The organism is Legionella qingyii, assembly GCF_003184185.1.
In genome coordinates, this window is record NZ_QHJG01000024.1 from 40,838 (window position 1) to 65,048 (window position 24,211).

Sequence of the window (24,211 nt, forward strand, 5' to 3'; positions counted from 1 at the left end):
TGAAATTTATAGGGCCAAGTATGGTAACCCCAACTAAGTTTAACCGTACAGTTGCATCTATTTAACTAAGTTCGTACATGGGGGGTTTGTCGATATTAAAAAGATCGCTTAGGCTTATTAGGATGTCCGTATGAATAATCGGGCTTTCTTTATTTTGCGGACAATCTTTTATAAGGTCTTTCGTGGAATAACCATCAACTACTTCGAATAATACTTATACGACGCAGGGTTAATTTGCTTTTTTCGTAACCTACCGAGCGGGTAGTAGGGTTAAATCATTAGTGTGCGTGGAAAAGTTTTTATATACCTAATCGACCGCATGCCGATCCAATACGCTACCGAGTAGGGAGTTAGTAACTTGAGTACGCCGCATATGTTGATGGTAAATGGCAGTTAGTTCATCGGGAGTGATGGCGGGTACGCCGAGACCTACTACTACTTAAATAAGTTAATTCAAATGCCTGATTACGGCTCCCTTACGACGTTTACTTTCTTCGCAATTTAGTTAACCTATAGTTAATGGATGGGAGGCGTACGTTAAAAGACTGATAACTGACGTTCCTTCTGCCGTACAGCGAGATATTGATAGATGAGCTATCTCCATAGTAGCAATCTGGTGACGTAGGTATATTCTACTTGTTAATGGATGCTCAGTCATATCCTTGGTTCCTCGTCTTGTCGGCCAAAGATCTATGTAACTCATTAATAGTCTCAGATAACTGTTAAGCGATCTAACTCGGTTTTACCACCCTAAAATCTCGTGGCTTTGCGTCGTATTTACTTCATTCACTCATTCCTTTATTTTACTGATCACTGAATTCGTCGTTTGTAACGCTTCGTACACTTCCGTATCCCCGACGTAATTTACGTCTTGTTTAATTTTTAAATTACGGAGTTAATTTATTTTTAACCCTTCAGTCGCGTCTATTGGCTCAGTAATTCGCATCAAATAGAAAATTGTTAAAAATACTTTGTTACCGGAAACAGTTACGAGACCGTACCTATCGTTTATAACTTTTAGTAGTAGGACTAAATCTCCATCCAATATTAATAACAGTGCACTCAAAGTACTGGGTACGTGAATTACCGAATTCAGTATTACTAAAATAAACACGCCGTTTTTACCTATTTAACAATCGCCTGATTTTTTACTTATAGGGCCCTTGCCGTTTTTTCGCCTTGGGCCCGAACGAGAGAGTGTATGGGGGGGTTCGAGGAACGACGCTTTATGATTATGAAGTAGTGGTGAACGAGTAGTGGGTTCTCTAACGAGTTTTCGAGTTCATTAAGTAGTGACCCGTAATGAACGGTAACGCCACGGTCTGAGTTGACGCGAAAACGTATTAGTAACGACATACTTTTGACGTGGCTCGTTACTGGTTGTACTCGCGAATTGTCCCTGAATTAGCTTCGATTTTAGGGAACCGAGGGCCGTACGTTCGCGTTGAGGTCTGTAGCTCGTTTAAATCACGCGCGACATCCCTGTAGCATCTCTCTCAAACGTCAGTAAAAGTGCGGCGGTAATATTAGTAGTACGCGATGAAGCGGAAGCTAGTGCTCGTATAGAGGTCAGCGGTTCAAGCGTCGTCTTCTGAGTTTTTCGAGAGGTTTATGTTGTTGTAGTTCAGCGCGGCATCTTAGTAGGTATGGGTCTTAATGGTTGAAGAATGGTGCGAACCAGTGTTAGAATGCTTAAGGATGATAAACGCGTGTATAATACCGAAAAAACACGTATCTTCCTAAATCGACTGACTAACTTTGCTATTTTAGTGGTTTGAGTGCTGCTATAACTAGACGACCTACAGGCCAATCTATTTTTGGATTATGAAGGGCGAGGGGAAGGTCCGCAACTCGGAGTCTGGTACCAAACGTACCATGTATAAATAGTAGTAACGAGAGCAGAAGGTTATTACTTTTGTTTAGTTTGACCGGTGACCTAACTAAAACTACGAGGAAAAGGCGGTGAAAATTGCGAAAAAGGTTTCTTCGTCAGTTATACCGCGCAAGGTGTAAGGTTAGTAGTTTTCGTGGTGAAAATTACCAACGAAGGTTATGTGCAGCTAACTGAAATGCGTCTAGCTCTGCAACCGTTTTTGATTTATTCAGTCATATATAAGGAAACCGTGAGGCGAGAAGCCATTACGTTAGTTAACGCCTAAGAGGGTGCGGAAAATAGCGTGGTTCTGGTATTTATTACCATCGTAGTAGCCGCCATCATTTTACTATGTACCTCACTAACTAACTTCCTCCGTCGTGGAAGTTAAAGTATACGCGTGTAAGTAGTTATTTCCACTGATGAAATAGACATAATAGGTATAGACTACTGTAATGACGACGGTATTTACGGCGGCCCATTACACGGAAATTGGTTCGTCAAACTATTCGCTGGTTCCGTATTCGACGGCTTACGCTAAATAATTTTGGTATCGGCCGTTTAAAAAGGTAATTTAGCTTTTATACTCAACGTTGAAAAAGTAGTTGCGGAGCCCGTCAACGAGGGAGTCATTTTTAAAGAGCAACAAAACGGTAAAGAAGACCGAAAAAGAAAGGGTACCGCGCTGCATTATTTAGTCGTCGGGGATTTCATATCAAACGGTTATGGACTCGTTAAACGTAGTGGACGAGAACCATGTTCTATTGCGGTATTCAACCAAAATTTTATCCAAGGTTTAGTCCTACACCTATCAGTTGACGTCGTGCGGGTACGAATGCTAGTTATTTTAGTAGGTGGTAAGGTCTAACATTTCCAGGACCAGACTTATTTCGGTGGTTTCGCTATTACAGAAGTTTCGTTAGACCAACATTCGCTGGTTAATTGAGGAAGTATGGCGCCCTAAGGTCGACTTTGTGGCGACAACAGAATGTGCGAAAATTATTTAGTTTTCAACGAAGTAGTAGACACCCATAAACTGACTATAGTTGACCACCATCGGGAAGGCGTCGGTAAAAGAATAAATGACACCGATTACGGGTTAGTTATTAGCAATCCCACGCGTCAGGGTTCTTCAGTTTAAACTGGTTTGGACGACGGAGTTGCAGTAGAAATAGTTTAACCGATTGTTAAACTAACCTCGGGAGAAGTGTTATTTATCGTCATTTTAGACATTCGACACTACCACGTTAGTGATGGGGAGGTCGTACAAAAGGACGTAATGCCCATTAAGGGAGCTCGAAATTCCGATTTAGTTAGTCAAGAAACTGAAGAAGAAGGAGCCATATTGCTGCAAACTCGAGAAGAAGGACAAGATTTCGGAACGAATTACACTAAGGTTAAAGTTTTCCTTAATTAAATCGATCAAACAGATGTTTAGGTATTCCTACAGGATTCTGTGCTGGGTGTAGTGCATGGTGGCGAAAACGTCGGTACCACGGTTTCCATTATTAAACACTTTGTGAAACAGAGGGCATAAAGAGGCGGTGTATTAGTTACTGAGCTAGCGCTGGGAGGTATGTTTTTAGCTATAGTTTCAGTCCGTACCTATGGGCAAGACCTAAGTTTTTTGCAAGCTTTTCATTAAGTATGAGATTCCCTAGGTTTAGTCATTAAAAATCGCGTATCCGTTGGTCACTAGGCCGAGGGCTAGGAGCAGGTCCAGGTTGTCCGTGCGGTAATAAAAACCGGGTAACTTATTTTAGTCGGTGCTATTCCTTCATTGGTCGTTTGGGGTACAATAATTATTGCAAATTGAGCTAAACGTTCGCAAATAGTATACGAAGAGCTCTACGGACGTCGAGAAGTCCACTAAACAAAAATTTATAAACGTCATTTGCGAGAAGGTTTGGGTGAACACTATTTACTCTATTTATGAGGAGTTGTCATCTAGGTAGGCCATATCCCTTTAATCCATCTATTAATAATGGGTTCAAGTCAAAATGACACGTCGCGAATGACTAAAGTTGTCATAAAAGATAACGTCTCCCATTTAGTCTTTTATTTCGCTGGTAAAGTAGTCGACTCGCATTCATGACAACACGTGATATGAAAACGCAAGAAGACCCTAGACGATTACTTATCGGAAGTACTTACGTTTGTGCTCGAAGTACACGAAGTTTTAGAAGAACTAGTTCTTTTGCATGTAGTAACCATCGCTGATTGCCATTAAAGTTGAGTAGGCGATTACTTTAATTAAAAAGTAATATTGCCCTAAGTAGCCCAGCAGGACATGCAACTTAAAGGTTTATTTTTGCTAACCCTTTGTCACTAACGGTTATATTACGAGCCGAAAACCGGTTTCGTAGTAGTAACCGATTATTTCGGACAGGTTATAGTGGTTTTGCAGGTGGACTATTTCGTTATTCGGGGCGACTTATAAGAACTTAGGTGAATAAAACATGAGATCCAACGGGAACTATGACGGGAAGGACCATGCGAAATCTTTGTTCTGTCCAATTTAAAAATATGGGAAGGCTTAATTCCGTATCTTCTTGATATCTTCTTTGAGCGAGACCGACAAGTCCCAGTACTGTGCCATTTAGTGAAGGTTATTATCCGAATTAAGGGCGTAGTTGACGTGAAAATATTACGAAGTGACGACGTTTGTTTAACGTTACTAGTCAATAGCGTTGCCGTGTGTAAGGAGCTCTTCCGTTTCGGAAGTAATTACCGAATTGGGCTTGGTTTGGTAGTTGGTTTCTTTTAAGTCACACTTGTGCATTTACCTGTTTTGCAACAACGTATTCCTTTAATTGAGTAATTCGAATTAACTACTTGAAATTGGATTTAGTTCTCAAAACGTATGGACGTAGTAGTGCTATTTGTTCTCGGATATTGTAACCTATGGGCCGATGAAAAATATAGTTTATACACTAACTACACCCAGTTTTCGTAGGGACTGGCGTAGACGCTTATTCAATTAACGATTTTGATTGTTTTTGTATTTTTGTTTGCGGCGGTCGTATCCGGTGGTTTAGTGCCCTAACGCACGATTGAGTTTTGCACGTGACAATTAGTACAAAGGGGTTGATTACCAGTACCCTCTTTGCGGATGGGGATGTATTCTTTCATTACGGAGTCGGTACTGATCTTTTGATTTTAGGTTTTGGTCCCATTAATGGTGTTATACGTAGTGTAAACCATTATTTACAAACGCTTATTACCATTTGGTTAATCTGGGATTCCGTGCACGGCGAACGTGTATTAGGTGAAGTGCGTTGAAGTTTCAGAGACGTGCGTTTTCGGCTGTATTCGATCAGGTTGAGCAGTGGGGATTTTACTTTGTTTCGCGATTGTTTGCACGTAGACGCGAGACTCGGTTTCAGCATTTGACGAGCCCCACTAACCGCTATATGTGAACGTTTCTATTTTGACTCCGCCATTAATTATTTTGCGGCCCATAGCTTGAATTTCATCACATTCGTATGACCTAGTCTAGTAGACGTTTTGGTGGTTTTATGGGGCGTTGTTGGGGGTTTTTATTTCGGTTTCCGTTGTATTTATTCCACCAATTTTCTGGTTACTGGTTTGGGCACGCCTATGAAAATTAACATTTCATTTTTTATAGAACGGGTTAAACAGGACATGGGTTATGTACTTTATGAGAGCTTTCGAGTATAGGTTCGTGTTGTTTTTTACATTCCTGTCGTTGTCATTAATACCATGAATTCGAACATCGTGAATTTCGTTTTACTCCAAAATTAGCGGACGATTTTGCTTATTTTTAGTCGCGGTAAGGTTATTTTTCACGACAATTATATGACGTAAAGTTACGTCAAGGTTAACATGAGAAATATTGGAATAAAAAAAGACGAAGCCAAAAATGGGTAACGCGTCCTATTTAATTACTACCTATTCAAACAAATTGTTGTGGTAAGTGATTCCACCTAAGTGACTATTTGACGCAATTCCGATTACCCCGGCTTATCCAAAAAAGCCTTTAGACTAGCTAACCTCGGTTTTAGGCCAGGTTGTGTCATCAACGGCCAAGACTAAGTAATGCATGTCTCCATTGTACTTAGCTTAGGTTTTGGGGTTATTATTATTTTTTATTATTCTATTACGGACGTGATTGTCGATACCCAAATACGTTTTAATACCTTTTCCTTGCAGAATATACGACGAATGCGTTCGAACTATTTTATTGGTTATACGAATTCCGGTTATTCCACTCTTTCGTAAATAGTCAGGTATCTTTGAGTTTTCAGTAAAAAAGAAGAGTTGATTAGAGTAGTTAAAGCATTGGACCCACGTTGTGTCACTTTACGCCCTAAATACCTAAACTTATTTAACGAGTTAGGCTTGAGGCGGGGATGGGTCTGTAAAAAATTCTATTGGAGTGAGCCCCTAGCCGGTGGTACATTCTCTATAGTCAATTATGGTTCGGTTGTTACATTTCTTAACTTGGGTTCTTGTGGTATCGGGAGTGTTATCGTTTTAGAACAACAACTTAGCGTAGTTAGCATATTGATGGGTTCGGACCGTGGGGTTTCTTCCTGAGGTCCTAATTTGACGGGTATTTATTACTTCCTTACTCGTGATGCTACGGCCAATTATAACCTTCGTAACGTAAAAAGTTATGTACAAATTTGTAGTGAAAAACGAGTCTATCGGGGAATCGAGACCGGCAAAATTGTATCAGAAACACGTAAAGGAGGTTTTTGTTGCACGCTATGGTTGCTGGTGGCCGAGGATTTGGCGATTCTTGACGTTGCCATTAACCGTTTTATTGTTTGAAGTTACGAAGTTTTGGTGGCAGCATGGGACTTTACCCGTGTTCTGCGTTATTAAAGGGTTTTTCTATAACCGGTGGTTATTATATTTTATTTGACCTATAGCTGTAATTTTATTATGTGTCGTGGTGCGGTCAATTTAGTTCCATTCAAGGAGATTTTTTTCGGTACCGGTATCGGTGTTATTATAATCGTTGTTATAGGTCATTATTTTGACCCTTACGTTAACTTTCTGACCCGGTGTAAGATATCCATTATAGGAGTGACTATAGAGCAGGTCTTAGTCTCTGTGGTTTCAGTTTTCATTTCTCAAAGTAACTAAAAACTTTTTTGTTACAGCGAACATAAAACACCTAGGGACAAAAAACAAGTAATATTTTATTCCCATTTAATATTGGTACACGACAAAAGGTTAGTAGCTAGTGAACGACGAGCTGTACAAAGACGGGATTTACGTAGGCGCGTTACAGTAGTCCACATAAGTGGTATTTTTTATTTTATTTCCATTACTCTAATTAAGGTTCTTCTTATCCTTAGCTTATTCGGTTAGCTGCCTTATTTATAAACTAGTACTATATTCGAAGGAAAGACGACCAAAAGAGAGAAAGAACATTATACGTTGATGGTTTCCTTCTTGATCCTAATCTAATTCGTGTTTGTTGTATGGGTTACCGGTTTTATGTCCAACCAAGGTCTAATTAGAGTTAAATAACGCAAGGCCGTGTAACTGTCGTTATATAAAATTTCAACGTCTTTCGTATCATAACCCAAATTGCACACTTTGGGTCAGGACCCTATTTTGTTCGAGAAGTCCTACATAGGGGGTTTAGGTACCACGTAGTGAAGCTTGTTAGACTTCGTAGAGTAGTTATTAGACGACAGAAACAAGTAGTAAAAAGGATAAAAAGTAATTTAATTTCTCCGCTAGTTTAAGTCCTAAAACTATTAAACGTCGTAAAAGTGGTGATTTGAAGTGGAACGGTAACCGTGGTATGTTAACTTTATTTTTCAAAAGTCCTAGACCTATTAGACGGTGGGTGGGGGTTGATTTCTAAACACATAGCGGTCACGCGTAAAAAAGGACTTTTGCTAATATATTCCAACGTGCATGTAAGTTTAGTTACGGATAGACCCGTTTAACAAATGCGTAGGTTAGTTTATTACTAAACAGGACTCCCCGTGGACTACAGCAGTGTAGTATTACATTTTAATTTACTAAAGGTCATCGGCCTAGTTGAGGTAGTCCTATCGGTCGAAGTTGGTATTCAAAAAACCGCAGCGAATACCCCGCAGCAAGATGGAGAGGTAAGAAGGTAAGTATTTGTATTCCTAATTAAGGTAGAAATGGCAGGAATATCGGTTTTTAAGGCCCTCCTTAGCCAGGAACTCGTCGTTATGGAGCCGGTAACACTTTTTAACGATATAAAAGTAGTATCAAATGGCGCTAACTTTAACGAGAAGAATTGAACGCGCGTGCGAGTGACCTAGGTGGATGATGAAACAGATCGTATAATTTCGGGTATATCATACATCATCCAACATTAAGAAGGCACTCTATGTATACAAAAAAAACGTAGAGCCCACTATCAAGTCGTAAAGGTATAGCTAAGCATACCTATCGGACTAGTTTTGACAGGCGTGGGTGATGGCTTAATAGTATCATTGGAACGTTCTTAAATAAGGTAGCTCCTTATCTAAGAAAAAGTTCTCATTTTTGACGAAAAAGTTAATTTCCATTTGCAAACGGACGTAATAGGTTTATAGGATTAAAGGATAGAAGTAGTCTTGGATATGAACCTATTATGAGAAGCGCTTTTAAACCTAAAAAAACATTATGGTACGAAGCTAACCCTAACAAAAATTAATTGTATTTTCCTGGTCATGGATGGCCTTTGGTTGAATTTCATTACAATAACAGGTTGTACGGGCCAACTCTTATTTTTTTTAGTCGAAGGGTACCTTGACCACTTTTTTTTGAGTATCGGTTGGTTTTATCTTTAACCCACATAAGAGGGAAATTACACTAGAGTTTGCTTATTAGTAGATAAAAAAATTCTGGAAAATCTCCTATAAATGCGTCTAGTTACATAAATAATAGAAATCCATTACAGACAGGTATAAGTCGTTTTGGATGTTATATCAGTAAGTAATTTGGTATTTATCCCCTTGAATTAACTCCTAACCGGTTCGCGAAATAAACCATTTATATTAGTAGTTGTTAGTTAAGAGCACACGGTCATACGAATTTTAGACTATTAACTAATTATGGAAGCAGTAGATTTATAAGTCCTCAATGTACTACTATTTCCATGCGTGGAAATAACAGGAATCGTTTGCGGCCTACTCCAACCATTATTTAAGGAAAAAATTATAAATGACATATTTGCGATTTTCGTCCACAAACGACTGACAAAAGTCTATTACCTAAAGGAACACGTAGTTCCATAGAATTGACCCCGTAAACACACCGATAATTACCTTAATTAACTATACCGGAAACATTTATTAGTATGACGTTGTTTCCAAGTATATAAACTCGTTGTTTTTATCTGAGTAAACTACTTATTCTCTCGCGACCTAGGTCTCAAAATCCAACGAGTCTTTTACTACTTATTATTTATAAAAGAAAGCTAACGAGAACTCCTATACCTAATAAATTTTGGGTCCTGGTTCGTATTCGCTTCGATTTTAAAAAATTTTCGTCTTGTTAGTCTTGATAAGCGACATATGCTAAGTTTTTTTATAGGAATAGATTTCGGCGGAGTTCCTTGCTGGTTAATCATGGTTTTTTTAGAAGAGAATTATACTCTCTCACTTTACTCGCAGTATTAGTTACGGGAGTAGGTTTTGGTTTACTGAAAAATTGGCGGTAATTCAATTTATTAAACAGTAAGGGCGCGTCTGCCCTTAGATTGGAGTTGGGATAGGGAAGAGAAATAATCTTTTTCCGAAGTCGGATACGAAATAATTTTACTGTTATCGCCTTGGAAGAGGTACCCTTTTCTCTTTAAAGTCCGGGAATGATTGATGGGTTGTCAAGGTCTTTAACAGGAAGTAGGTTGTGTCGCTAGGGGTCTAGTAAACGAAATAGGTCAAACCTCGGTCGAAGTGAAGGTCGTTGGTGTATTAGACAAAAGCTACTCTGCGACGGTGAATGAAATCGCGGATTTCGATTGTTAAAACAAAACCGAAGAAGCGCGGGGTATGATGAGTTTCAGGGCCAATTGTGATCTCAAAAAGGCTTATTTTCTACAAGAAATAATTGAAAGAAAAAGAGTTGGAAACCGGTTACTTAAGGTTCACGATTATTTAGGAGTTATTGAAACGTCAATACTAGAACCCGCTTTTTTACCTGGTGTAATTTTCGTGGATGTCCAGGGTATAGAACGTTTGGGTAGTCGAGAAGAAGACAACGAAATCTCTAGCTCAGTTATAGAGGTATTACGAGACGGTTGTAGGCACGTGAGCTGAGTGGTTAGAGTGCTTAAGGTTCGCGTATTTCTTTTGCTGATTTGCAACAAAAGAATGAAACAAGATTTCGCAGGTTATTCAAAAAACGACTGAAAAGAGGGTAGGCGCCTTCTAAACGGTTTCATCGTTGTAGTTCGGATATGTCTAGTCCGTTTACTGCCTGTTAAGGGAGTAGTTGGTTGACAAGTTATTCGTGTCTGGGATTAGGGAGATATATGTACCGGAATGCTCTTCGTTTCACGGTGTAGTAAGAAAAATTAACCCGGAACGTTTTATTTGGTGGTTGTGTTGCTCGTTGACGAAGTGGAAGGAGTGCGTGATGAAGTCTAGGTGTTTGTCCTGTACAAAATCCATTTACTTAGAGGGACCATACACGTCCTGCAGCAAGCTCTTGTTGTCTTTGATGAAGACCTTATTGTAGTGGTCGTGCAGCTTATTACTGTTATAGTGGCTATGCTTACAGGAAAGATTACTAAAGTAGGTATAATACGTTGCAGCGTAATGAATGTCATTGCGGCCGTTGTAATTGGCCACGGTTTGCACGGTGACCTCAATTTCGCGGGCAAGAAGGATGAACTTTTAGTTGTCGATTTTCAAGTCAGTAAAGAAGACATCGTCCTTTAAATACCCGTGTTCGTTTCGCTCCACGGGAACTCTATTTTGGGTCAACAACAACGTTTCTTTATGACAGTTGGAATATTTGTTGAGGTAGTTAAAGCTTCCCTTCAACTCGTGCGAACCGATTTTATAGTACCATTATAAGGTTTGTGGGAAATTACGGTTGGAGAAAAACCCATAGATTTCTCTGGGACTTTGGTTTAAGAAACTCATTAACGTTAACGAGGGTTACTCACAAACCATTTGACATGGGAAGCGTTCGGGGATAGGGTATCGTCATTTATCGGTTTCCAGATGAACGGCAGTGACGTCCTAAATTAACGGCATTTGAGGGTCGACGCCGTAATGCTCCTAATCGTTTTTGAAAAAGGGGGCGAAGAAATCGAAAAAATAACATGAGCAGTTTTGGACGAAAACCGTATATGTGAAGCGGTGCCTAAAGCTATTCCGCACCACCTAAGCCATGAGAATTTTAGTTTCCTTGGCGTCGCTAACAAAATTATAACCGTCATTACAAAAGTGGACATCAGGGTAGGGGTGCACAACGTCGTCTTTGATTTCAAGGTAAAAGCATCCACTCTAATTGCCGATTAGGTAGATTGAATCCAAGTGTTCATTTTTGGTTAACGACCTAACCAAGTAGGTTGAAAAGCCATTGAGCAAATTATTTACGAACGTCGAGAAGAAGTCATTTATGCAAGCTATTTCTGTTGTACCCAACGGCTACTCAATGACCGTATTTACGTAGATGTCCTCATGGAGGTTGAGCAACTCATCCACTTAGGCGGCAATTATTAAGTCCCATGAAGTGAAGATTTAGCACATTACGTGCTTTTGTAGATAGCATAAGCCGTAGTCCTTGATTACCGAGTAGGTCCTGTATTATCACTATTAGTATGAAGGAATAAAATAGGAAGTCAAGTCGTTAAACAGGAAAATAGAGTAGTTATGAGTAAGTAAAGGTAGGTATTAAGTTTGGTTCTTCAGTAACAGAGGTTCTAAGACACAGAAGTGAGTCAATACGTAGTTAAATATTGGAATGTCCATCAATCGTTACTAGGATTTTGTAATCAAATAGTAATTTTTTATACGATATCTATGTATAGCTAAGTTGACCTTGGCTCCGCACTATTTTTACCTAAAATTTGCATAGAATCAGCGTCATAAAAATGAACGTAGGCGATGTAATTGAATACGGGAAAGTGTCAGAGTACCTATACCGTTAAATCCATAACGAAAACAAGTACCTTGTTTACTAGTGGCTCTTCTACGGCTCCCACTAATAACCTTTTGACTAAAGTAGGTTTTATAACGAGTTCGTGAAGGATTAGGACTTTTAATGATACATCAGGTAACACTAATGTCGTTTATATACACCCTACTTCTACGCCGCCCAACATGACGTTTAGTCAATAATCTAAAATATTTAGTATTTTTTTAACTGAGGGACTAAGAGATATGCGTAAGGTTACCGCCTTTACATTACGCGACCTAAGAGAGCTTGGGTTGGATACTGTTTGCTATGTACGTAAATTTTTCGTTTTAATTCTTTTAACAGCGTAATCGAGGAAGTTCACTTCCTTGGGGAGAGCGACTATACGAGGAATTGCCGCCGTAAAAACTTCGGTCGAACTCAACCAATAATCCTATATGTCCTCTACGACATTTCGTTGTTGCACACCCACTGTACGTATAGATGTTGCTTCTCGAGAATAAACCGTGATTTTTAGCGGGGAGGAATGGGTATGGAAAATTAAGTCACTATCCATGACTACAGTAGAGTAGTGGAAATAGAAGTCGGTCAATGACATTGCCAATAAATGAGTTGTCATCAAATTCCGAACGATTTTAGATAAACCTAAGAACACGCCTACCAAAAAATTTAACGTCAAGGGTTTGACGACGTCCTAGCCAAACCAAAATGCTATTTCTTTTTTGACTACTAGTTTGTTGTGACTCAGTATTGGTTTCAGCAGTGAGTACGAAACCCGACCTATTTTATGACTAAAGACGTAATCTAAGTCTTCCTCGACGTGATACTCTTGGTGAGAATGAAAAGACAGAAATAAAACAACGCGCGTTCAATTGCGCAAGTGAAATGGCGTTTTAGGTCAATTTAGAATACTAACACTTTAAACGCTATGAAATAGAGTACTGTTGGATGTCCTAGTGACCTCGTATCGTCGTTGAAGGAACTTATTTTCTTTTTCGTTGTAAGTTTTTTCAATGTCAATACTTGTTTCGCAATGACGACGGGTTAATGTTTTTCCACAATAGAATGGATAAGTTCGTGGTCTTCGACACTATGCGTAATAAGGAAACGTTTTTTTATTTAGGTATGGACTTAATCTTGATTTTTCACGGAGACCATTAAAGTACTCAAATTTTCTCCGTAGAAGAGATATATCAGTTCTACTTCGGTATCTACTTAGCGACTCTTAGCCTAGTGTAGTCCGGTACGACGTTTAGTTTGGTCTTAATCCTCGACCATTAAAGTATTAGTTTTCGTTGTGTTGTCTAAGACGTTTACTTCGTCTATTAATAGATTAAATACAAAAACTTTTTATGAGAAACTAAATAAATGTTTAGCTCGGCAGACGTAACGTTATAGTTATACCTCTAGTTAAATTGCGTGAGTAATGTAATTTCCTATTATATTGTAGGATAGGACGTCTACTATAGTTACGAAGGAATTATCCGGGACTATTGGTCTGTTAGGGAGAATTTAATTTTTTTCATTTCGCGTTGGTTAAGGTCCGGTCGCGGGAAAATAGGAGACTACTCTCACGAGGACCTCATTTAACCATATAGCTACAACTACATAACACGCTTGAATCACTGTTATCGGAGTATGTAGCGTGACCTGCGCGGCGAAAAAGGATACGTTAAGGTAGACGGTCAGATCAATCGTAGTTCTTTTAAAGTAGGCGAGGAAATTGAGATCGACGATGCCATCTCCAACGATGTCGTTCATCCATACGAAATGTTTCGCAAAATATGTTCTTTTTGAGTTTCCCTCTCTTATAAGGATAACTTTGTCGGGTCTCACGGGTTACCGAGCTTGGTCCTTTCGTTTATTAATTTAAATCAAAACTGTTAAGACGTGTAAATCGTCTCCTAGACGAGAGACAACCAATAAACGTGGACTGACTAATACCCGTTAATTTTGGTCACATAGTTATACTAGTTGGCTAATTTGAGTCAGTTGAAAACCTGATTACTTACGTTAAAAATAGAAGTTAATGGAATGAACTCCCGCATCGTACACAAAATCGGGAAGTTAAAAATTAGAATTAAACCGAAAACAATTTGGTTTCAGTCGTTTTTTTTGACTCATCTGTCAATTTACTTTTCTGAGAACTCCGGAAATGGTACGTTGACGTGGTTCACGTGAACCTACATTCACTGTTTTAACGGGTTCCTGTTAATTACTGCGTTGTTGATTAGGTACTATGCCAGGTTTTCGTTTACTGGCTACAAGCCCTCGTTTACTCAGTATCAAAGTTTGTTGTACGATCGAGGGACTGGAGGGTAAATGTCGACGAATGGCTTCTTTAAGCGTTAGTAGAGGTACCAAATTGGGTTGTTCAATTAGTATTTAATTGACTTCCGAAACTTTTTTGAAGAAGATGGAAATAGCTACATCACTTTGCCAATTGCTAGTAACTACTTCGCGTTTTCTTTTAGTGACTTAATAGCTTAGTACATCAATCAAACGTTCTACATAATCAGCTATTTTTTCGCGCTCCTCGAAAACCACTTCATGTTGACCGTTGTGAATAATCATTATACTAAGGAGGGTTAGTAAAACGTTACGTCATATGTAATTCGTTAGTCTTTGCACGGCTAACGTAAAATAAAAACGGACTTGGATGTCCATTACAACAATAACTACGATTTAAAGGAAACCTTTGGATGGTTGCTGACTAATCATGTCTACGTCCAAGTCAGCTTTTCTTTAGCAACGTTGTCGTTAAAGCAGTCCTATAAGTTTTTGTATAATTTCTGTATCGTCTTTTTATGTAGTAAGGGTTACTTTGATGACTACCGCGGTACTACAAATAAGGTCGTCTTAGGTAAAAACGTCTTTAGGTACGGTTAATAGGTCTGAATTAAAGCGATAGAGTTTCTAATTTTCATACCGAACAAAGGGGTTCATGTAATTACCGTCATGAATGATGGCGATTTCGCCATGAGTTTCTACTACGATGAGCGTTTGTTCAAGTGTAATATGTTTTTGTAGATGTCCGAAACCGTCTACTAAAGGTTGCCAAACTTTTTTCTTACCTATTCGAGAGGTTTGTATAATTAAACCGTGTAGTTCTACAGTCACTTCATTTATGAAGACGATTTTTTTAATGTAGCGCGAAGGTTTTTTAACTCAGTCATCTGTAGCTTAATCTACTCAACCTTGAGTAACTTTGCCTATGTTGTTTACTACGTATTTACTCTAGATTTTCAAAGCATTGTACCCATGTCTTTTGACTTATATGAGGAGTGAATATATCTCTTTTATATACTGAAGTGGTAAATGCCTTTTTTTAATATAATTAGTTTGTAAGTGACTTAATTAATACCTGACCCCGCAAGGTTAACCTAACACCTTCTTACATTCCGTGTACTATAACTAAAGTCCCTTCGGTTAAATTCGGTACGTTCGAAACACCTAAGGCTGGACGATTTGTCGGATAAAGACGTGTGCTTAAATTTAAAACGACTAAAATGTTTACGGTAGTTGATATGTTAGTTAGGATTACTTTTATCTTAGTTTGTTCGTGCGAAAAGGAAGGGCCTTCAGTAGCGAAATAATTTGGTAAAGCTATAATTTTAATTACTAACCGGACTTTTGCTGACTATACATCACCCGAGAATCAGGAGGTGGAGTATTATTAGATCCGTTAAGCTTGATATTAATTAATATATCAAATAAAAATTCCCGAGATTTACGGATTCTTTATAAAAAGTTCATCTTCTCCTTGTGATCGTTTTGCTGAGCTAGACCGAACCCGACTAATATTATTAGTTAAAAATAGATTTTTACGAGCTGAATTTCGAGAGCTAAAATACTAAATACAAAAACTATAATGCTTTAAAAGGTGATTGTTTTTACCTGAATTGGTCGAGGATTTTTTAAATTACCTACTTTCTCTTTCATTTTTTGTTTTGTTAGGTTTGATGTAAGGGTACGATAGTTTACCTTATATAGTTAAACTTTCGCTATCTCAGAATGTCCGATGTGGATAAAGATTTCAAAGACGTGTGCGTCTATAAGTTTTTCGAAAACTACGCCCTCTTGATGAGCTACAGTTGGTTCCGAGATTTGTTTAACTATCTAGGACCCCATGATGGATAAATTGTGGTCTTGTTTCTCGTCTCATAGCCTAACTTTAGGTATTACCGGATGAAGTATTTTTTCCGGCCCAAAAACTAAGGAGGCTTAATTAACGGGTGTTGTTTGGTCCTAAACAGCGCAAATGAAATTTGCGCTTACCACTCGAAAGACGTAAACTTGTAAATCCACATGTTCTCCTATTTGTTGCATCTTTTGATCGTGTAAGTAGTTACTTACGTCCACGAGGACATAATCGTCGCCCTCTCTACCTCTATTTTTTACCATTTAATTAATCATAATTATGAATATCACCTGTAATATTCGGAAGTAACATAAGACACCGTGCAAAAAATCTTATAAATTCACTAGCACCGCATCTATAAAGTCTTTGGTTTCACATAAATGCTTCTCGTGGGCCATTTCGTAGACCTGAAAATAGTTTTTTTCAAGTAAATCGCCCCCTATTCGTAGATACCGTACTTCAAGGACGTGAGCTATAACACGTAGTTCAATTTCGTGAATACTATTCATTATAGTTAAGAGAACTACTTATAGAATTATCATGATTTTGTTTTAACAAATCTCTACATAAGTTTTTACTGAATTGAGTTCGGTTCAGACGCTAACGAGTTCGCAAGGTACTACTTGAACATATGCGTTACCTATTTTACTTACCGAGGAGCAGCTACTGTCTATAACTTCGTAGCGAACTCACGGAGCTAAGTTAGCATTGTTCTATAAGTTTTCTTTTACTTGTTAATTTACCTTGATGTCCTGCAGATCGGTCATTTAAACGACTGTACTTTCGAGTTTAAGTTCGTTGAGCGCTTTCCGAACCCTATCCTCTACTCCTTTTTCTTTCCTGAGCTCAACTTTCAAAATTTTTGTGTACAATTAATTTTTTGTCTTAATTTAAATAAAGTTGGTCTTACGTACGAAAAGCTTATTAGGGAAACTTCTCTTGTTTGAAAAGAGGAAGGGAAGTCATAAATAACTTCGGACCACGTCGCTAATACAATTTTAACTAAAAAATAGGTTAGTTAGTAGTTATTAGACGTTAAAATTCTACTTGGTTCTGTTGTGTATTCCATATTAGCTGTGAAAAATTTAGGCTAACGAATTCGGTACGGGTAGTTGTGGAATGAGATGTTTGGCTGTGTCCGGTTTGTTTATACCCCTGTTGAGGTACCTTCGTCGAATCGTGACCGGGACCGACTTATAACGGTTGTTTGCGGACCTTAATTCAATAACTAACGGGTTCTGTTAGAGTCACGTTTAGTCAACGTTCGCCTTAATTTAAAGAAAGAGTTGGGGTTATGGGGGGTTCTTAATAACAAAAAAGGACTAACCCTTTGTGAAGGAATACTAGTTAAGAGCGGTGTAGTCCTGTAGTAAAGACTTGCCAATATATGTAATTCAGCATAAGTTGTTCATTGACTACGTTAACAATAGTGAAGTCGTTCATGTGATTACGTATCCGATACAGGCGGACTTAAAAACTTAGTTATACGAAACTACGAATTTCTTCCTGTTTTCGAGCTAAATTGACGAAAAGCATTAGTCAATGTTGTTAGGCCAATAGTAACACAATTATTTCATGAACTTGTACCTCTCAAACGGAATGCGCCAAGTTAATAGCTACAAATAGGGTACCCAAGACCAAATGGTAAAGCATAACTTGAGAAACTACTACTTTAACTTTCAGAGTCCCTCAAACTATGGCTTTGCGTTGCATGTTATCTTTTTTATTTTCTTTAGTTACACAATGGACGTGCTCTTAAAGGAAATTTACTTGTTTCGGTTGACGAGAAAGCTGCACGAAAATCTCTTAATAAAGGTCCTTTAGGATCGGTCACGGGATAAATACTTCGTTAGTCACTTCCAGTCAAAGGAAGCCCCTAGCTTATAATAAATGGAAATAAAAAACTTTTTTGGCAATGAAAAAAACTGATAAATGGTCTTTTACGGTTCCAAACGAACTAACTTTTATAAGTTTTATTACGTCTTGTTAAGACCGTTCTCAACTTACTCGCGAAACTTGTTTCTGCTATACTATAGTCGTCCGGATAAAATAGAGGACTTCGTACAAAGTAATTAGGTTAACTTAATAATTGGTTTCGCTTATGTATGCTTGTTGAAGCGAACAAGGTTTTAGGAAGTCTATTTTTTCCACGACATCAATTAAAACTATAAAATGGACCGGGGGTCAACGGATATCTGTCCTTTTGGGTCCTTGGAAACTCAGTTGAAGCACTTATAACACGACTAAGGTGTGCGGCGATAAATTAACACCAGCTTTCACGACCTGCTGCACTTCACAATGAACTAAATGAGTTTGGTTCACCGTAAAGGCGATTTCATGTTAGAAGTACCATGCTAAAATAATTACTATGACGAGGCGAGTTGTAGTCGTGACCTCTGGAATAAATACCTACACTTAATTTCGTTTCAGTATAGCGTTAGTAGCAACTCAGAGTTAATAAACCTCTTGTTTCGTGTGGAGTTTCTGCTCCCTGTGTTTTCTGCTAACTAGGGCTAAATTAATAGGCGCTATACCGGCTCGATGCACAACCGCTAGGCCATCAGGTAAATGTCAAACCACAGCCTGCAATAGTCCCTAACGTTGTATAGCTTAGGTCGCCGAAAAGGTCACTTAAAAATCAAGAATGGATACGCCCACTCCTATTTTATATACAGGGACACTGGAGTGAGGTAGAATAATCGGCTATGTGACCCTACCTATCACTCGTACGAGGTAACGTATTTGAGCCAAGACTAGTTACCGTTTTTCTTTTCTTCTTCCGGCAACTTTTTTAAGTACTACATCGTTAGCTTAATGACCTAGAGATGCGGTTTGCTCTTCGCGTTGGTCCTATAGTTATAGTTTATCTATTGTTACTTATACAATTTAAACGGTCGCGCAAGGGAAAATGTCTCTGAGGGCTAGTTAATGTGCGTTAGCTAGTTTAGTATTGCCTGTACTTCAGGGGTTCTGGATACCTAGCAAATTAAACACCCCTACATCCAAAACCGTTTTGACTTCAGCGTTACGCACGACGCAAATAACGCCACGTTTCGTTATTCGTTCAGACGTAAGACCGTGGGTGGTGGGATAACCGACCTGTTGTAAAACTTAGTAAAGCTCTGGCCAAACGACTGAAGGGGTAGTTGTAACTCAACGAAAGAGCGAAAGCAAGTTTGTTTCTTTGGCTCCGCCAAGAATGACGGAACTTTAGTCCTTGTCAACTATATCAGTATCCTTGTGTATTTAATAAGGTCTCATTATAACGAAAATTTTTAAATCCCGAAGAGTAATAACTACTTCTTGTAGCGAAACCACAGTTTGTTTTTCTTGTATAGTTTCGCGACGCCTGAGTACAGCTATAAAATAGGTACTGACGATGGGGTTAGGGCTCTTGTGACTTATACCGATACCGACCTTAGTCCCTATAAAGGGAATACTGATGTGGAGGACGGTTTGCAGACCGTTAATTTTGGAAAACCGTTCTCTTCTTTCTGTGGTGGTAGGCACTCCGGTAAGATTCTCTTTAAGAATCTCCGCCAGTCCAAAAAAAGAACGTATTATTACATCTTTGTTAACTTGCTTATACAGTCCTAAACGTTTGTGATCAAGGTCTTCGTTTTTAGGCGTCACGGGTACCTGTTTACGCACTTGCGCTCAATCTTGCCCATTACAGACTAAAAATAGTGGTGGCAAAATTACACAATCAGACGTGTTGCTAGTAACTTTGTCCATATCTATAAGGATGTCGGTTGTGTTAATAATAACTAGCGCGCCTATTTAAACCTAATCGGGTTAACGTAGTCAATGCACCTGCGCAACCAGCGAGAGTAGTGGTCCGTATACGGATGAACGAATGAGGGGTACTTTTTCATAATTGACGGCTACGTCAGTTTGCAAACCTTCGTTAACATAGTGACCTTCTAGACCCACGCCCTAAGTGTGACCGTTGGGTACTATACCTTTAAGCGCCCCGTCCACTTGAAAATCCTCTTCTTGTTTCGCCCTTGTACGTCCGTTAACCTAAATTAAATAAATACCTTGACGAACTATTTCGTCACGTACTAAATTTTCTTCCTTTTTGTGGTCTTAATAGCCGTGGTTACGTGGTTCCTGGACTCTAGCTAAATGCTTAGTCGCGGTAATAAGGACTTCTTATGTAAGGGCTATAAGTGTTAGCTGAATAGTACATGTTTGCTTAACGCTTGCGTTTTTCATTTCTTGTCGACGTACTAAATGTTTAACTCTACTAACTGGCTAAACCAAATAATGGTGTTGTTCAGTTTGTAGATAATAACTAATGGCTTAATTTTAATTTTCGCCTTGTTTACCCATAAGTTTTTTATTCACGGCCTCGTGTCGTTCCGTTTGACCTTAAATCACTTTTTGGAAGATAACTAGGACCGCAAAACTAAGTAAATTAAGTTCATGTACGGTTTTCTATAGTTTACCTTCCTGGTGTCGCGAATGCAAAATTGGACCTGTCATGAAGAAGTCTTCTCGCATAAAAACTTTAGTCGAGAAATGAATTGTTTAATTTACCTCTCTTTTTATGGATCACTGCACGGTTCCTTACCGCTCTTTACTAAAAACTCTGGAACAACTTATTGACGTTCTTTAACCTACAAGGTAAAAACATTCTGTTAGTCCATTTGGGGATCTAGCAAAAGTAACTGTCGGGTTTAGTTAATTAACTGTTAGATTAACCAGTTATATTATGTTCAGTAGTAAAAAATTAATTATATCTTCCTTGATAATACTAATTCTTAAAAAGAAATTCGAGTAACAATAACGAAAGTTCAAAGCAAGGACCTTAACGTTACCGCCTAGGGTGACGTATACTATAATTACAAATAACGGGACGATGAGTTCCTGGTTTGCGACATTGAGTAAAACCTTTGATATATCCACCGATACCGCATCTTATGCATAATAGGGTTTGTGACGTTCATATGAAAGCAAGTTGGCCGAGCCAAGTTCTACAAGGGCGATTAAATTATTTGATGCAATTACTAAGTCAATGAATATTGTCACGCAGCCCTTTGTAGTAAACATCAATAGTTTCGTTATTAGGACATCTAGGTTCTAAATGGCATCGAATGTGACATTGATTACCATACCCTCCGTGACACGTTCGGGTTAGGTTGTTGAGGTAGTCACAAGTATAAGGACGACCAAACTCTCCAATTTACATCGTATGTAGTCATACAGTCCGAAATAATAAGCGCGCGTTCTCCATGGTTTATTTCGGTAAGTCACTTATCCCGCACTTCCGTTTCGGCTTGGGTCCCTCTTAAAGAGAACCGTTTTGGGCCCAAGGCGAAAGTGAAGTGGGTCCGACGATTTCTGGGCTAAATTGAACAAGGTGGATGACAGTTACGTAGCTAAAAGTTTCATCCAACAGGGTGAGGCTGACCTTGCCTAACAGGCAGAAATGGCGTTTGTGGATAAGGGGCTAGGTTAGGGTTTAGTAAAGGTTAGTACGACTAAAAAAAGTAGTGTAGGCCAGGTAACGGTTAGTCACACCGGGGAAACTGACCACGTCATTAAAAAGGTAAGAGTTACTCTATACGAAGCGAACGTCTTTTATGTTTAACCGGACTCCATTATAGTTGAACTGGTGGTGGTTTTAATTGACGCATATTTGGTGCAACATGTCTTGCTTATTAAAGAAGTCCCAGTACGACAGGACGGTTGTATATCCATAATCAGTAGGACCCGTATCCATGTACACGTATTCTGAGTGCTGCTGTCAATGGGCATCTAAAGTATGGGTAGTTAAACCGCAAATCAAACAGAACGTACATTAAGTGGTTTTGTGGTAAGAGTTAGTTCCACCACGTGACTCTACCTCAAGGGAGTAGTAGATACCAATACCTTGGTGCAGACAGAAAGTTTCATGGTAGTAGTTGATGTCATTGAGGACCACGACGCTGAACAACTGGTTATGCCGGTCTTTTACGTCTATTAGGAAACGCTAATTTTAGAGGAAGGTTTGGTACAGGATGTCGAAGTACGTTATTTTGTGGGCCGGTGGGGCCTGGGTTTTGGTGTCCGTAACAAGGACGACCACGTCCAACACGAAGGTCTAATTAGTTTCGGAGTGCATGGCGAAGTGCTCGTATTGAATTCCGTAAAAGAAAAAGTACTTTCATTCTTATTCCATGGGACGGTGGCGGTGGTCTCGCACGTCTAAGGGAAGAAGGTAAAAACAGAAGATGCTATTGCGAATGCAACTATGAGTGGTCGCCAGATTGTAGTCGCTAGTAGACAGGCACGTAAGGTCGTTGGTAGTGTTGAAGTATCGTCGGCGAATTACTTCGTAATTGGACTTAATGTGCTCCTAGTTAAGCTGCTCGAAGAAATAGTTAACGAAGATTATTTCGTTAAAAAAGAACGAACGAGTACGGGAGTTAACCTAAATTTGGAACCATCGCTGAATGTCGGCGAGGAAAATGGACCTACCTAACTCAACCAAACCTCGGTCAGTCACGTTATCTTGCACGACGTAGCCGTCGAGCGTTGTAACTTCCATTATTTTACAGTAGTGTTATTCGTTTAGGACAAAATAGTGGTGATTGGCGCGCTTAGGGATGAGGAGATAGATCCCTTATCGAGGGCGAAAAGTGATGGCTTAGAAGGTTTATGGTTCTAAGTATTGACGTTGAAACTTTTATTTCTAGACGTAGTAGTTATACTACTACGTAGTAGCAAAATTTATTAAAAAGATATGGGCAAAGTAGGTCACGACGTCCTCGATCATTTTAGAAAAAACGACATCATTCCCGAAGACAGTAAATTAATGGAATTTATTTATTTTTATCACAGATAACCAAAAACAATAGTTTTTTATCATAGATGAAATATTCAAATTATGTACTACAAGATATGTCCCCTTAAAAGCCGCATAAAGGGAAACTAAAAGATTTAGTTATAGACGACAGTGATGAGGTCATGGGTAAAGAAAAACTCTTTCATGAAAAGGGGTTCCTAGTTGTTAGTACGATACTGGTTTTCATGAAGCAGGTAAAAGTACAGAGGGGGGAACTAAACGACGGTTCTGCATTGTATTTAAAAGATACCGAGAACGATCATTATTATGGAGGGTCACGCGGTGTGGACACTACCAGCATTTACGTCTTCCTTGGCATTTATTGACGCGAGGAACGTTGTAGTTGACAACTATGTCGAGACCCTTTGCATGTAGTATTGTTTGGCAATTAGGATAAAAAGGTTGACCTCACAGTTGTTCTCGGTCGAGTACGGGCGCAAGTTACCTGTAACTGAGAACCATACGAAGTAAACTACTCTGCAAGTGTAGTTTATTTACTTAGAATAGTATTGCTCGATGTGTGAACGGAACACGTAGTATATGGTCCGTTGACCGCGCATGAAACCTTGGACTTGAAAATTCTCCATATCAGGGCCGTTAATGGGTGTTTGGATTAAAAAAACGGTTAACTGAGTAAAAAACAACCTACCCTGGCAGAGGTATGTGAAGCGGTTAGACATTAAATAGACAAAGTACTTTAGGGTACTTGCGTTTTAAAAGTCCGTTATGATGATCGAGTCGAACGAGAAGTGCTCGCACCTAGTAATTAAAAAGATGAACAACGTTCAACAGTCGCTGTAGACGACTTCTTTGGTAAACATGATTACGACGGGCACGGTATTATTTAGGATTTTAAATCCTGTAGTTTTTACAGCTTTAAAAAGGTATTGGACTCATATACCGCGTGGCGGTTTGGGACTAATCACTATACTTAGCCAATTGGGCCTACGGATGCTTGAGAAGGACAAATGCTATTAGTCTTGCCGTTATTGGTGAGATGAACAAGATAGTTTTAAATAAATATTATGATGATATCATGACATCTTGGAGTTTTGTTTTTATTAAGCAAAATTTGAACTTTATACCCTTTGACGGGGTATCTATACGATCTGAATTATATTTTTATCTCCTCGAGATTTGTTACTTGGCTTTATTACAGTGATATGAATGCGCTTCGGTACTTAGACGCGAAAGCTCGTTATTTCATGACGCATTGTGGATAGATAATGATTCAGACTGTAAGAACAAGTCACGTCCATACCGTCAAAAT

Annotated in this window: 4 protein-coding genes; 3 read left to right on the forward strand and 1 reads right to left on the reverse strand. The window is 38.9% G+C overall.

Translation table 11 applies throughout. From position 1 onward, the window contains the following. Positions 1–3,152 precede the first annotated feature (3,152 nt). The 3 genes from DGG96_RS20900 to DGG96_RS21070 all read left to right on the forward strand — a co-directional run bounded on the left by DGG96_RS20900 (position 3,153) and on the right by DGG96_RS21070 (position 10,761). Positions 3,153–3,290 (forward strand): hypothetical protein, encoded by a 138-nt coding sequence (locus tag DGG96_RS20900; protein ID WP_165831624.1) that lies wholly within the window; start codon positions 3,153–3,155, stop codon positions 3,288–3,290. Between the two features lie 1,649 nt (positions 3,291–4,939). Continuing rightward, the gene (locus DGG96_RS14475) at positions 4,940–5,155 is read left to right on the forward strand and encodes a hypothetical protein (RefSeq protein ID WP_110143365.1); all 216 of its coding nucleotides are present in this window, start codon (positions 4,940–4,942) and stop codon (positions 5,153–5,155) included. 5,312 nt (positions 5,156–10,467) lie between these two features. Further along, the gene (locus tag DGG96_RS21070) at positions 10,468–10,761 is read left to right on the forward strand and encodes a hypothetical protein (protein ID WP_110143367.1); all 294 of its coding nucleotides are present in this window, start codon (positions 10,468–10,470) and stop codon (positions 10,759–10,761) included. Between the two features lie 8,594 nt (positions 10,762–19,355). Here the strand turns inward: DGG96_RS21070 and DGG96_RS14490 are convergent. Further along, positions 19,356–19,760 (reverse strand): hypothetical protein, encoded by a 405-nt coding sequence (locus DGG96_RS14490; protein WP_110143368.1) that lies wholly within the window; start codon positions 19,758–19,760, stop codon positions 19,356–19,358. Positions 19,761–24,211 lie beyond the last annotated feature (4,451 nt).

Excerpts from the sequence above, each read along its gene's own strand:
- DGG96_RS20900 (WP_165831624.1), top strand. The coding sequence starts at position 3,153 with ATGCCCATTAAGGGAGCTCGAAATTCCGATTTAGTTAGTCAAGAAACT.